This is a genomic window from Chitinophaga oryzae, from assembly GCF_012516375.2.
Classification (GTDB): domain Bacteria; phylum Bacteroidota; class Bacteroidia; order Chitinophagales; family Chitinophagaceae; genus Chitinophaga; species Chitinophaga oryzae.
Map to the genome: position 1 here is coordinate 5,921,997 of NZ_CP051204.2, position 14,117 is coordinate 5,936,113.

General features: G+C 51.9%; 7 protein-coding genes. 3 read left to right on the plus strand and 4 right to left on the minus strand.

The annotated features are described in order from the left end of the window. The first annotated feature begins 137 nt into the window (after window positions 1-137). The gene (locus tag HF324_RS23310) at window positions 138-2,471 is read left to right on the plus strand and encodes a TonB-dependent receptor (protein WP_168860940.1); all 2,334 of its coding nucleotides are present in this window, start codon (window positions 138-140) and stop codon (window positions 2,469-2,471) included. Window positions 2,472-2,563: 92 nt separating this feature from the next. Here HF324_RS23310 and HF324_RS23315 read toward each other — a convergent pair whose 3' ends face one another. Further along, a complete protein-coding gene (locus HF324_RS23315) occupies window positions 2,564-4,078 on the minus strand; it encodes a thiol-activated cytolysin family protein (protein ID WP_168804822.1) in 1,515 nt (504 codons plus the stop codon). A gap of 488 nt (window positions 4,079-4,566) precedes the next feature. Here HF324_RS23315 and HF324_RS23320 point away from each other — a divergent pair, with 488 nt between their 5' ends. Beyond that, window positions 4,567-7,617: an AsmA family protein gene (locus tag HF324_RS23320; RefSeq protein WP_258539181.1), complete on the plus strand. Its 3,051-nt coding sequence runs from the start codon at window positions 4,567-4,569 to the stop codon at window positions 7,615-7,617. A gap of 29 nt (window positions 7,618-7,646) precedes the next feature. Next, window positions 7,647-7,988 carry a HopJ type III effector protein gene (locus HF324_RS23325; RefSeq protein WP_168804826.1) on the plus strand — a complete coding sequence of 114 codons (342 nt, stop codon included), beginning with the start codon at window positions 7,647-7,649 and terminating at the stop codon, window positions 7,986-7,988. 94 nt (window positions 7,989-8,082) lie between these two features. Here the strand turns inward: HF324_RS23325 and HF324_RS23330 are convergent, their stop codons facing one another. From HF324_RS23330 to HF324_RS23340, 3 genes are read right to left on the minus strand one after another with little or no spacing between them, the layout of a single operon-like run. Further along, entirely contained in the window at window positions 8,083-9,165 is a 1,083-nt protein-coding gene (locus HF324_RS23330; RefSeq protein ID WP_168804828.1) for an alkaline phosphatase, read from the minus strand. Window positions 9,166-9,201: 36 nt separating this feature from the next. Further along, on the minus strand, window positions 9,202-10,701 hold the full coding sequence (locus HF324_RS23335) for a RagB/SusD family nutrient uptake outer membrane protein (protein ID WP_168860942.1): 1,500 nt from the start codon (window positions 10,699-10,701) through the stop codon (window positions 9,202-9,204). A 20-nt stretch (window positions 10,702-10,721) separates the two neighbouring features. Further along, complete coding sequence (locus HF324_RS23340) at window positions 10,722-14,051, minus strand: TonB-dependent receptor (RefSeq protein WP_168860943.1); 3,330 nt, start codon at window positions 14,049-14,051, stop codon at window positions 10,722-10,724. Window positions 14,052-14,117 lie beyond the last annotated feature (66 nt).

The window sequence follows — 14,117 nt, forward strand, 5'->3', positions numbered from 1 at the left end:
CGTATGAAAGCTGCGTTTGCGCATCCGAACGTCGGTTTAGCCCTGCTACCCACTGTCTGTACGCTGTAACCCGCCGTTGATCGATCCGTTGAAAACGGCTTTCCGGATTGTTTCACATTTGCGCAAACACTCCTCAAATGAAGCAATTATTCCTGGTTTTATGCTGCCTTGGCATAGCCACACCGGCTTTCAGCCAATCCTATACTTTGAAAGGAAAGATCATGTCCGCCAGCACTAAAGAAGCCGTCACCGGCGCTATGGTATTGTTACAGTCGCAGCGCGACTCCACTAAAAAGTTCCCCGCTGCGGCCGGCGCCAGCGGCAACTTCCAGCTGAGCCTGCCGGCAGGCAGCTATACGCTTCGTACGTGGGCTTTTAATTTCGTCGCGCATTCCCGGACAGTCATCCTGCAGGAAGATACCGACCTTGGAAATATCACCCTGGCAGACGATGTTAAACAACTCGCCACCGTGCAGGTACAGGGCGAAAAATCCACCATCGAACTAAAAACAGATAAAAAAGTGTTCAACGTGGGTAAAGACATCCTCTCCAAAGGCGGCAACGCTACAGATATTCTGAACAATGTGCCTGCGGTGAACGTGGATATACAGGGCAACGTATCGTTGCGCGACAACCAGAACGTGAGGATACTCATCAACGGAAAGCCGTCTATGCAGACGCAGAACAACGGACTGGCACAGATCCCGGCCGGTAACATCGAAAAAATAGAAGTGATCACCAACCCATCCTCGGCTTACGAAGCACAGGGCAGCGCAGGGATTATCAACATCATCCTGAAAAAAAATGCCGCGCAGGGATTCAACGCATCTTTGCAGGCCGGTCTCGCCAGTCCGAGAAACAACACCGCCAACCTCAACGCCAGCTACAAAACACAACACGTTAACCTGTTCACCAATATCGGCGTCCGCGATCAGACATTACTTCTGCGGGAAGACCTGGTGCGTGTCAACAAAAATCCGTACAGCCTGCTGCGGCAGCATAACCGCGCCGACTTAAATTCCAACAGCGTCAACCTCTACTTCGGAACGGATTTTTATCTCAACGAGCAAAACACACTTACCGCCAGCTACTTCCGGACCAAACGGGACAACCATGATACCAACGACTTTTCTTACAACTACTTTAATGCACATGGCACGTCCGACAGTTCCGTCAGCCGGCAGGAGATCTATCGCGAGCCGCAGATATTCAATGAACTGGAACTGAACTACGCCCGTACCTTTAAACAACCCGGCAGAAAATGGACCACGTATGTACAGTACGATTTCTGGAATGACGACGAAAACCAGGACATCCGGCAATCCGGCGGCCAGCCTGGCCCTTTGAACATCATTACCCGGGATATCGAAAGCAGCAAGGACATCTACCTGCAAAGCGATTATAAGACACCGTTGAAAGCCGGGCAGCTGGAAATGGGCGTCCGTGGCCAGTGGCGCGCCATCCGCAGCGAATATTCCGCCGCGCAGAACGGAAAACTGCTCGACGGCAATAACAACAAGCTTTTTTATGACGAGGATATCTATGCCGCCTATACGCAGTACAGCCGGAAATGGAAGCAACTGGATGCCCAGCTGGGCTTGCGCAGCGAGCTGTCCAGCATCCGTATCAGCGACCGGGAACAAACGGTCGGCAAACATAAACAGTACATCAACCTGTTCCCCACCCTGCATTTACAGTACAGCTTCCGGCACGACTGGAGCCTGCAGGCCAGTTACAGCCGCCGGATCAACCGGCCCAAATTCTGGCAGCTGAACACCTTCTCCGGCTTGTCAGACCAGCGGTTTCTCCAGCGCGGCAATCCCAATATGGACCCGATGTACACCAATGTGGCAGAACTGGCGCTGCTGAAGAAAACCGGGCAGTTGACCGTGAACCCCGGCATCTATTACCAATACACGACCAATTATTTTGACGCGGTGATCGAACCGCAGGCCGACGGCACTTTTGTGCGGACATGGGCCAATATGGGCAACGAAAACCGCTACGGGCTGGACATGACCACCACCTACAGCCCCTATGGCTGGTGGCGCCTGTCCTGGGACATCAACTGGTATTCCTACTCCCAGCGCGGGGAATATGCCGGCAAAGCCTATTCCGCCGACAACACCACGTGGTTCACCACTATCCGCTCCGGTATGCGGTTTCCCAAAATTGTGAACATAGACGGCAGCTTCACCTATCGCGGCAGACGGCAGGAAGTACAGGTGACCACAGCAGAACAATACCGCGCCAACATCGGTTTCTCCAAAGACCTGTTTGGCGACCGGATGTCGGTCGCCTTCAGCATCAACAACATCTTCAATTCCAATATCCTGCTACAGGAAATGGACGTGCCGGCGTACTCCCTTTCTACCCGCAGCCAGCGGGAAGGGGTTATCTACACGGGCAATGTGGTGTACCGGTTTAACCGCAGGAAAAACCAGACAGACAGGCTACCGGAAGAAAAATAATACAAGCCTTCACTTTTGTATCCATTCTTCAAAAAAATACAGCACTACCGGAAATCCGGCAGTGCTGTATCCTATAACCGTTAAACTGCTTGCTACTGATTAGGAAATAAATAAAACGCTACGCCTCTTCTCTCGGTCCAATACCCGGGATAGCTGCCGATCGTACTGGCGGGGGTATAATAGTGGTTTGTACCGGAAGCACTGTAAAACTCATAGATGGGTACCGTACCTTCCACCTGCGTTTTATAGGCGTAAAAAGCAACACCTTCAGAGATCCAGCCGCTGCCATCCGGAGTACCTCCCATTGAAAATACGTGCTCTCCATTGGCACGTCTGGAATAACAATAAACAGGATATGCGCCGTCTACTGCCATCCTATGCGCTTTGAAAGCCGGTCCTTCGTAAGTCCAGTAAGAGTCCATATTGGGAACGAATCCGATATAGTGATCACCATCCTGGTCGTTACGAAAACTATAGAGCTGGGAAATTGTCTCGTCACAGGTACGAACATTATAAGTGGAAGTCAGCACTGTCCTGGCTATGCTGTGATCACTGAGGTACCGCAGCTTATACGACAATAAAGCACCTCTGGAATTAATGCTGTACCTGCCGCCCTGTTTGATAAAGTTAACAAACTCCTCATACCCGGCTATGGCCTTAACAGCGTCAGCACCAGAGCCGCCGTTTGTATATACCTTAATGGTGCTTTCGTTCAGTATGTTTTTAACCTCTGTTGTAACCTCAATACTCCCGGAAGTTACAGCAGCTTTGTAAGCAATTGTCAATGCGGCTTTCACTTCTTTCTGTGATTTGGATGATTCCAGGAAAAAGAGCCCCACTCTTCCATAAGTACAGGAAGATACATAGACCGGAGAGTACGGGCCAAATTTGGAAGGGTCATCTTCGATCAGCTTGCCGTCATTTGGGATATCAATATCAGCGGTGTAGTAGACTTGTAAGAACTTGGCTACAACATGGGTTTTCTGGGACGCCTCACTCCAGTCAAAATTTGCGGTGGCACTGGCGATCTTACTGTATTCAAACTTCGTTCCGATAGTGAGTTTCATTTGATCTTCACTGTACACCTGGTTTACTTCCATACTTACTTCAGAAGGCTGATCGCCGGTGATCTTCTGGTTCAGGATGTCGTTTAAGGCAGTACGCTGGGCAGATACACTGGGAAGATAGGTTTTAGCTACCGATCCCTGTACGCCCTGCAACGACACCGACATCGTGATGGGTTTCCTTGTTACGTTAAGTAAGGGGGTATAAGCACCGCTGTTGATCGTTTCCGATTTAATCAGGGACCCAATGTAGATAATATCGGAATTGGGATTCAGTAAAATGTTCTCGTCATAACCTGCGGTCTTTGTCACCGTTTGCACCGTACAGTTGGTACCCCTAGCCATAGGATCTGAACTTTTTACCTGAACGCCGGTATCTGGCAGGGGAAATTTTTTCATGAACCGGAACTGGTTATTTTCATTGGTAAAACCAGCCTTTCCGGTCGTTTCGGAGTTTCCTGCACTGGTTTCACGGACGTCCTTTTTACAGGACACTGCAAATGCCAGCATCAGCAGCGGCAATGCATACATTGTCTTTTTCATAGTAATGAAGCGATAAATTGATAAATAATAACAGTAGACTATATCCTATCGGGTCAACGAATAGAAACACGACTAATAAAGTGACAAAAAAGACCTTACGGACTTTTCAACGGATTAACGCAAATACATATGTGCATAGGATCTTTTGAACTTATTACTGATTTTTTCAGGTCCAGGCGTCTGTTCTTACGGGATACATTGTATTTTGAGAAAACAGGGCATCATACCGGTCACATTAAATACCTGGCAAAGGTAGTGAAAGGCAGTACTTACAAACTAGTACAAATCCGACAACTTGATTTATTATCTTGAAAAGAAGAGCTACCTTCGCCCACGTAACCACAATAAAACTGCCTGGCGTATGCATCCCATACAAGGGCAAAGCTTTAATATATACCCGGATCGCTATGCGTAATGCCTTCATTAAAAAAGTTGCATTAAAAACATTAAAAATTATATCCATATCTATAACTGCAATTGTTGCGCTGTTGTTTTTATTACCTCTCCTTTTCCCCGATGCGGTATCCGGTAAAATCAAAACCTGGGCAAACAACAGCATCACGGGCGAGCTCAATTTCTCCCGGGCACGGCTATCTTTCTTTAACCACTTCCCGTCGCTGACACTGACGCTGTATGACGTGAGCCTGAAAGGCGGGGCGCCCTTCCGGCAAGACACCCTGGTAGCCGGCAAAGAAGTGGCCCTGGGGGTAAACCTGAAAAGCGTATTCTCCGACGCCATCACCATCGATGAAATATTTCTGACCAACGGGAAAATCCATATCATGGTGGATTCTTCCGGACACCCTAACTACAACGTGTACAAAAGCGCGCCTGCCGGCACCGCCAGCAAACCAGACAGCGGCAGCGCCTCCATGAAAATAGAGCGGATACAGATCGATCATTGTCACCTTATCTACGATGACCAGTCGCTCCCCATGTACGTACAAGCGAAGGACGTAAACTATGTGGGCAAAGGGGACCTTTCCAAAGCAGTCTTTGATCTCTATTCCAGGATCAACATCGGTTCGCTGGACTTCAATTATGGTGGCACCTCCTATATCCTGTCTAAAAAACTGAACGGAGAGCTGATCACCAAAATCAACACCAACTCGCTTGATTTTATTTTTGAAAAGAACGACCTGAAAATAAATGAACTGCCGGTACGCCTGAAAGGCGCTTTCGCTTTCATGAAGAACGGCTATAAAATGGACTTCCGTCTTAGCTCCATGGAATCCAGCCTGCATGCTATCTTTGGCGCACTGCCGCCTGAATATCTAACCTGGATGCAGCATACCAATATAGACGGCACCGCAGACGTTAACGCCAGCCTGATCGGCGAATATATCGCCGAAACCAACACCATGCCCAACCTGACTTTTAACATGCAGGTACGTGATGGTGTGATCAGCAATCCGAAGGCGCCGGCCCCGGTAAAAAACCTGTTCCTGAATTTTCAGTCCAGGCTCGCGGGGCTCAACACAGACAGCTTATACCTGAATGTAGACTCTATCTTCTTCAACATTGATAAAGATTATTTCAGTTCTGTGATACGGGTAAAAGGGTTGAAAACACCGGACATCCATGTCAAATTAAACACAGACATCGACCTGGAGAAATGGAGCAAAGCCATGGGCTGGCAGTCTTTCGACCTGAAAGGCCGCCTGGAAGCACACCTGCTGGCCGACGGCCCCTATGCCACCCGCATCGTGGACCGTGGCCCCAAACAACGACCGGATACCGTCATCAGCAGTATCCCGTCCTTCGATCTCAAGGCCAGCTTCCGCGACGGCTATTTTAAACTGGCCGCGCTGCCGGAAGGCCTTAAAAATATCAGCTTCGGGATAACAGCCAATTGCCCGGACAACAACCTGGCGAACACCCGTTTTAATATCGACAACCTCAACGCCAACCTGCTCAGCAACTATATCAAAGGATACTTCCGTTTCAGCAACGCCCAGGCGCCTGTCATAGACGCGCAACTGGCTTCTGTTTTACAGCTGGCCGACGTCAGACAGTTCTATCCCATGGACAGCCTGGACGTCAGCGGCGCCCTGCATGTGGACATCAACACCAAAGGCAGCTATGTACCGGCCAAAAGACTGTTCCCCGTCACCACCGCGAAGCTGACCATGGACAACGGCGCCCTGCAGACAAAATATTACCCGAGGCCCATTCAAAAGATCAATGTGGACGCCACCATCACCAATACCACCGGCACTCTCCGTTCGCTGAACATGAACGTGAAACCAATTGCGTTTGAATTCGAAGGACAACCTTTTCTGCTGAAAGCAGACCTGGGCAACTTTGACAACCTGCGATACAATATCACCTCCAACGGCACCATCGACCTGGGCGCTATCTATAAAGTATTCGCTATACAGGGCTACGATGTGAAAGGTTTCATCAAAACCAACCTGGCGCTCAGCGGTACCCAGGCAGACGCCGTGGCCGGGCGCTATGGCAAACTAAACAACCGCGGCACCATGACCGTGAAGGACGTCGTGCTTCACTCGGACATGTTCCCCCTCCCCTTCTACATCAGCAACGGCATCTTCCGGTTCGACCAGGATAAGATGTGGTTTGATACCTTCATCGCTACCTATGGTAAGTCGAAGCTTACCATGAACGGATTCTTAAGCAATGTCATTGGTTATCTCACGCAGAAAAACCAAACACTGCACGGCACCTTCGATTTCAAAAGCAATTATGTGCTGGTAGATGAACTGATGGCCAATGCCACTCCCGCCACTACCACCGCTCCGGCTAAAACCGCCGGTCCTTCCGGTGTGATCGTACTGCCGTCCAACCTGGCGCTTACGCTCAACGCTGCAGCGGACAGGATCCGCTTCAAAGGCATGAACATCGACAGCTTCCACGGACAGGTAGTACTGGACAGCGGCAAAGTAGCCCTCAACAAAACCGGGTTCAACATCATCGGCGCGCCGGTGGAGATGGACGCCACCTATGCCGCAACGCAGCCACAGCGGGCCACTTTCGACTATCACATCACCGCAAAGGAATTCGACATCCGGCGCGCTTATAACGAAATTAAAATCTTCCGGGACATGGCCAGTTCAGCTGCCAGTGCCAGCGGTATCGTAGGCCTCGACTATCGCCTCGCCGGTAAACTGGATGGCAATATGAGCCCCGTTTACCCTTCCCTGAAAGGCGGCGGCGTCCTGTCTGTGAAGAAGATCAAACTCAAAGGTTTCAGGCTGATGAACGCCGTCAGCCAGTCCACCGGCAAATCGGACATCCGGGACCCGGACGTCTCCAGGGTAGACATCAAATCCAGCATCAGCAATAACATCATCACCATAGAGCGGACCAAACTGCGGATAGCAGGCTTCCGCCCGCGCTTTGAAGGGCAGGTAAGCATGGACGGCCGGTTAAACCTGAAAGGCCGCCTCGGCCTGCCGCCGTTCGGTATCCTGGGCATCCCATTCAATGTGACAGGCACACAGAGCAACCCTTCAGTAAAACTCCGCAGAGGCAGCGAGAAAGACCAGCTGGAAGAAACACCCGACACCGACGAATAACACATACCATTTTTTAAATACTATTCTGCATGAACGAACAATTGACTACACTGATCGGACAACTGAAAGAGCAAACTATCCTCTTTAAAGACGTGATCGCATTCATAGAAAGCCAGTACCACCACCAGCCCACCGCCTTCAAAAACGGAGGCGCTTATAACGAAGCCACCCAGAACCAGGGAAGCGCCAAGGTCTTCGCCTTCGCGCAGTTGAACGGTCTTTCCAAAGAAGATACCCTTTACCTGTTCGCCGAACATTATCAAGCGGTGCTCCACCATCCGGATGGGGAAGATCATCAGAATATCCGTCAGTTTATGGCGCATGGATGGCCCGGCGTGGTTTTCGAAGGAACGGCGCTGACACGGAAATAAGTGTTTCCCGGCATACCGGCCGCGAATATAATGTCCATAAAAAAATCCCCGGAAAAGCGCTTTCCGGGGATTTTTCATTTCAGTTAAAGGCCATTCAGAATTTTAATGCTTCCATAAATTTCCGGAAGATGGCATTGTTGTGATAAATACCCATGAACGCCTCTGCGCCCGGCCCATAGGCGAATACCGGCACCATCACCCCGGTATGGTCATCGGTGGAAAATTTACCACTGATCTTACCTGTTTTAAGGTCGCCTTCCGCGATGGTAAGCCCGCCGGTTTCGTGGTCGGCAGTAACGATCACCAGTGTCTCTCCGTCTTTCTCTGCATAATCCAGCGCGGCCTTGATGGCTTTATCGAAATCGATCACTTCTTCGGTGACATACTGCAGGTCGTTGGCATGCCCGCCGTCATCTATTTTGGAGCCTTCCACCACGAGAAAAAAGCCTTTTTTATTTTGCTGCAGCAACTGCAGGGCAGCATTGGCTGTACGTGCCAGCTGATCGCCCCTTACGGCTACCCTTTCTTCTTTGATGAGGCCTATCAGCTTTCCTTGTTTCACCTGTTCAACGTCGGCGGTCGTATGTTTTACCTGGTAACCTTTCTGTACGAACTCCGTAAGCAGGTTGCGACCGTCTTTCCGCTGGTCGAAATGTTCGCGGCCGCCGCCGATCAGCACATCTACGTCCGACTTAATATAATCTGCTGCTATCTCCGCCTGCATTTCCCGCTGTTTCTGATGGGCTGCGAAGGTGGCGGGCGTGGCGTCAGTGATATCGGTGGTGACCACGATGCCGGTCGACAGTCCGTGTTGCTTCGCGATCTCCAGGATAGTAGGCTGCGGATTGCCCGCACTGTCCACCCCGATAGCGCCGTTATAGGTCTTCTGCCCGATAGAGAAAGCGGTAGCTCCGGCCGCCGATTCCGTCATATAATTGCTGGCGGAGTTGGTGCGGGAGAAACCGATGCATTTAAACCGCTCCAGGTTCAGCGAGCCTTTGTTGGCCGTCAGGCCGGCATAGATCTGCGTAGTGCCCATGCCATCGCCCACCATAAAGATGATGTTTTTGATCTTACGGGGAGATGCTTCCTTTGCCTCCTCCGCTGGCGCAGGCTGTTTACAGGATATGGCCAGCACCGGCAAAAGGAACGCTGCGGCGATAACGTATCTTTTCATGTAGTTCTTTTATCGTATAAAATACAACGTCTGTTTTTAAAATCCCGGATTTTGTGTCAGCACTCCCTGACTCAGGTTGATCTGCGATTGTGGGATGGGGAAGATCTCGTTCACCCCTTCCTTAAAGGAAGCGCCTTTCTGACTATTGTATTTTTTAGCGAAATCATTCAGCACTTTCGCTGCTCTTTTAGTGCGTACCAGGTCATAGAAACGGAATACTTCCGTTGCGTATTCCACCCGTTGTTCCTGCCAGATAGCCTTCCGCAGCTGTTCCTTGTCTGTTGTGGTCACATCCGGTAATAGCTGCGTGTTCCCTTCCCTGGCGCGCGCCCGCACCTGGTTCAGCGCCTGCAGCGCTTCGCGGTGGTGGCCGTTTTCATTGGCCGCTTCCGCATACCACAGTAGTATATGCCCCAGGCGGAAAACGATCTGGTCTTTCCCGGAACTTTTTGGCTGGTCCGGCATTTCGTTTTTCAGGATGAGATATTTCGTACAAAGGTAACCGGTAGCGCTGGTGCCGGTATTGCCGATGGTGCCATCCGGCAGCACATCGCCGGTTTTATACACGGTCGCTTTCTTACGGGGATCGCCGGGCTCGAAAGCGTCTACCAGGTCCTGCGTAGGATTGTCGTAGCACCAGCCGTAGGACAACGGTCCGCGGGTCCTGCCATCGCCGTCGCCGGAGCCTTCTTCATCATAAAAGCGGGCATCGTACTGGAAATTGATTTCGAAGATGGGCTCCACGCCATACTCCCCGTCGATGGTGAAGTTGTGATAGTACACCGGGTCCAGGCTGTACTGCTTTGAATCGATGATCTTTTTCGTCCATATTTCCGTTTCGGCGAATTTACCTTGCATGAGGTATACACGGGCCAGCAAAGCCTGTGCAGCGCCTTTGGTAGCGCGACCATAGTCTGCTTTCTCCTGCGTGCTTTTCTCCGGCAGCGCAGGCTCGGCGTCCAGCAGGTCGGATTCTATCTGCCGCCATATCTCTTCTTTGCTGTTCCTGGGGATGTTGTAATCGGTCAGCATTTCTTTCAGCATCAGCGGTACGCCGCCAAAGATCTGTACCAGGTTGAAATAATAATACGCGCGAAGGAACTTGCCTTCCGCCACATATATTTTTTTCGTGGCATCATCCATCCCTTTGACACCGGGAGCTTTTTCGATCACGATATTAGCCGCGTGTATGCCCTGGTACAAGGTAGACCAGGCGTTTTCATAGAAAGGATTGGTGGCGTTGGCCGTAAAAAATTCCACCTGGATCATATCCGGGTTGTCACCACCGTTAGCCCTGGCATCATCGGAGCACACATCTCCGAAAACCCATCTCACATACCCCGGGTAACCCGTGCGGTAGTTGGACTGCAGCGCCTTGTAAGCCGCGATCAGCCCCTGCCGGGCCGTGGCCGGCGTGGTAAAAAAAGTGGCGGTGGTTTGCCGGCCGTGCGGTTCTATCTCCAGTAATTTATTGCATCCGGAAAAAGCGCCGGCTGCGAGTAAAAGCATCGTTATCCCTATTCGTTTCATCATCATGACATCAAATATTTTCGGTATTAAAAGTTTACATTCAGGCCAACGGAAAGCGTGCGCGGACGCGGGTAGTAAGCGCGGTCGATGCCCACGTCGAGCGGATCGCCGTCGTTACCGTCGCGCATGCCCACTTCCGGATCGAAGCCGTCATACTTCGTGATAGTGAACAGGTTCTCGCCTCCTGCATACACCCTCACCTTAGCGATGCCCCACCGCTTCAGCAGCGGCTGTGGCAGCGAATAGCCCAGCTGCAGGCTGTTGAGCCGGAGGAAGCTGCCGTTCTGTATGAAGCGGTCGGATGGGCGCATGTTGTTGTTGGGATCGAGGATCGTTACGCGGGGCTGCATATTGGAGGAGCCTTCGCCGGTCCAGGACTGCTCTTTGTCCGGCGCGAAGTAGTTGGAGATACCAGACGAATTGGTATAGTGTTTCCAGCCGGTATATACCTGGTTTCCACCGCGGCCGCTGAGGGTCAAGTTAAGATCAAAATTTTTATACCAGAAGGCAGCGGAAAGGCCATAGATACGGGTAGGCCACGGACTGCCGATGTAGGTCTGGTCTTTGTCGTCGATCACCCCGTCGCCGTTCAGGTCTTTGTAACGAATGTCGCCGGGCGCTGCACCGGGTTGCTTCGCGGCATCGTTCACTTCTTTCTGGTTCTGGAAGATACCGTCTGTCACATAGCCGAAGAAACCGCCGATAGGATGACCCGTCATCGTTTTACTTACACGCACGCCGCTGGTGATTTCGCCCGCATAGAAGGCGGCGCCGTCGTTCATCAGGCTGGTCACTTCATTGCGGTTGATCGAATAATTCAGGGAGATGTCATAACCGAAATGCTTTTTGCGGTTGCTGTGAAAGCCGAGCGTGAACTCCCAACCTTTATTGACGACATTCCCGCCGTTGACATAAGGCGCTTCGGATACGCCTACAGAAGCCAGGATAGGCAGGCGCACCAGGATGCCGGAAGTAGCGCGGTGATAATAGTCTGCGCCGATAGTGATGCGGTTATCGAATAAAGTTGCATCCAGGCCGAGATCTGTTTCCGTAGTAGACTCCCACTTCAGGTCCATGTTACCGATGCTGGAGGGTGTGGCGCCGAGCAGGACCTCCTGTTCTTTGCCGCGGCCAAACGGATAAGGGATGTTTACTTTCAGTGTGGACACTGTAGCGCTGGTAGACAAGGAGCTTTCATTGCCCAGGGAACCCCAGCCGCCGCGCAGTTTGAGGTCGTTGATGAATTTCACGTCACGCAGGAAAGGCTCGTTGGACAGGCGCCATCCCAGCGAGAAAGAAGGGAAAGTACCGAAGCGGTTGTTGGCGCCGAACTTGGAAGAACCGTCGCGGCGTATGTTCACGGTGGCGAGGTAGGTATTGCGGTAGCTGTAGTTCACGCGGCCGAAATAAGACAGCATGCCCCATTCATCGCCGCCACCGCCTACGTTCATGCCGGACGAGGCGAGGTCGAGGTATTGGAGCGAGCGGGTGAGACTGGCATCTGCCGGCAGGTTCTGTCCGTAGGCACGGATATACGAATCATACGAATGCTGCGCGGTTACGCCCAGGAGTCCGTCGATATGGTGTTTTCCAAAGCTGCGGTTGTAGTTCAGGGTGTTTTCCCAGGCCCAGTCCATACCATTGGAAGCTTCTTCCTCGAGACTGCTCACATCTTCTTTCTGTGAGTTGCTGACATAATATACAGGGATATAGGAACGGTTGCGGCCATTGCCCACATTGATATTGAACTGTGATTTAAAATTCAGTCCGGGCAGGAGGTCTGCCTGTGCGTAGAAAGAACCCATCAGCAACCATCTTTTGTTCAGGCGCTGGATATTCTCTACGGCGGCAACCGGGTTGTAGGTATTGGCAAAGGGCGATACGCCGTAGCTGCCGTCGGCATTCTTCACCGGTACGGTGGGCGACATCTGGAGGGCGGTGCTGATGATGCCCCTGGCATCGCTGTCGTAGTCGGAGATACTGTTGCGGGTGGTGAAGGCGTAATTGAGGTTTTCCCCGAATTTCAGCCAGCGTTTCAACTGGTGGGTGCTGTTCAGCGATACGCCTGTTTTGGTGTAGTCTGTGCCTATCACAGTTCCATTTTGTTTCAGGTAGCTGGCGCTCATACGATATACAGAGCCTTCCTTTCCGCCGGAGAAAGCGACTTCATATTTGCTGACCGGCGCTGTCCTGAAAACGGCGTCCTGCCAGTCGGTGCCATCGCCGTAGCTGTCCGGGTTGTCAAACACGGGCGCCAGTCCTCCGGATTTCAGGGCGGCATTATAGTACCGCGCGTAGGTGGCGGCGTTGGTCAGCCTGAGTTTTTTATAGACGCTCTGCATGCCGGTAAACGTATGCAGGTCTGTTTTCATGGCGCCGGCGCTGCCTTTTTTGGTCGTTACCAGCATCACGCCGTTGGCGCCGCGGGAGCCGTAGATGGCGGCGGCCGATGCGCTTTTCAGTATCTCTACCGACTGGATGTCCTCCGGGTCGAGGTTGTTGATGTTACCGAACGGGTTACCATCTACCACGTACAACGGATCGCTGTTGTTGATGGTCCCTACGCCGCGGACGCGTATCATCATACCCGTGCCGGGGGCGCCGGAGTTGTTGGAAACGCTCAGCCCTGCCACCTTGCCTACCAGCGCCTGGTCCAGGCTGCCGACGGTCCTGTTGCTGATCTGATCGCCGGCCACGGAGCCTACCGAGCCGGTGATATCTTTTTTCTCCTGAGTGCCGTAGCCCACTACCAGCACTTCACTCAATGCGCTGGAAGCCTGCTTCATCACAACAGACAGCTCCCGGGCCTTTCCTTCTTCTACCTGCACTTTCATGATGCGCCTGGAAGCGAAGGAAATGAAGCTTATCTCCGCGGTATACTCGCCGGGATCGACGGTGAGGCTGAAAGCACCGTCGCCATCGCTGACGGTGCTTTTGTTCAGTTCCGGAATGCGGATGCTGGCGCCGGGAAGCGCCTCGCCTTTTTCATCGGTCACCTTCCCGGTGATCTTCCCCGGGTTGATCTTTACCTGTTTTACCTCTTTGACGATCACGACCGACTGATGGATGATTTCATAGCGGTAACCGCTGTTGCGCAACAAACAGTGGAGGATATCGCTCAGCGCTACATTGTTGAAGCTGGTTTCAGGGACGTTTTTTTCGCTCAGCGCAGCCTTGTCGAATGCGAAGGACAGTTTGCTGGCGGCCGACAGTTCCGATATGGCAGCAGCCAGTGTTTTGCCCTTCAACCGGATCTGCAGCCGTATATGGCCCAGGTCCTGGGCGGCGCCGGTAGCAGCCTGCAGGCAAAGCGTTCCGGCCACTATCACTCCCAGCAGAAGTACAGAAACTCTCATAAGATGTTTAATGGACCCCGAAAGGTTTTTTTTCATAATTTCGAATCGTTTAAATGGTGATAAACT

Excerpts from the sequence above, each read along its gene's own strand:
- HF324_RS23310 (WP_168860940.1), top strand. The coding sequence starts at position 138 with ATGAAGCAATTATTCCTGGTTTTATGCTGCCTTGGCATAGCCACACCG.
- HF324_RS23315 (WP_168804822.1), bottom strand. The coding sequence starts at position 4,078 with ATGAAAAAGACAATGTATGCATTGCCGCTGCTGATGCTGGCATTTGCA.
- HF324_RS23325 (WP_168804826.1), top strand. The coding sequence starts at position 7,647 with ATGAACGAACAATTGACTACACTGATCGGACAACTGAAAGAGCAAACT.
- HF324_RS23330 (WP_168804828.1), bottom strand. The coding sequence starts at position 9,165 with ATGAAAAGATACGTTATCGCCGCAGCGTTCCTTTTGCCGGTGCTGGCC.
- HF324_RS23335 (WP_168860942.1), bottom strand. The coding sequence starts at position 10,701 with ATGATGATGAAACGAATAGGGATAACGATGCTTTTACTCGCAGCCGGC.
- HF324_RS23340 (WP_168860943.1), bottom strand. The coding sequence starts at position 14,051 with ATGAGAGTTTCTGTACTTCTGCTGGGAGTGATAGTGGCCGGAACGCTT.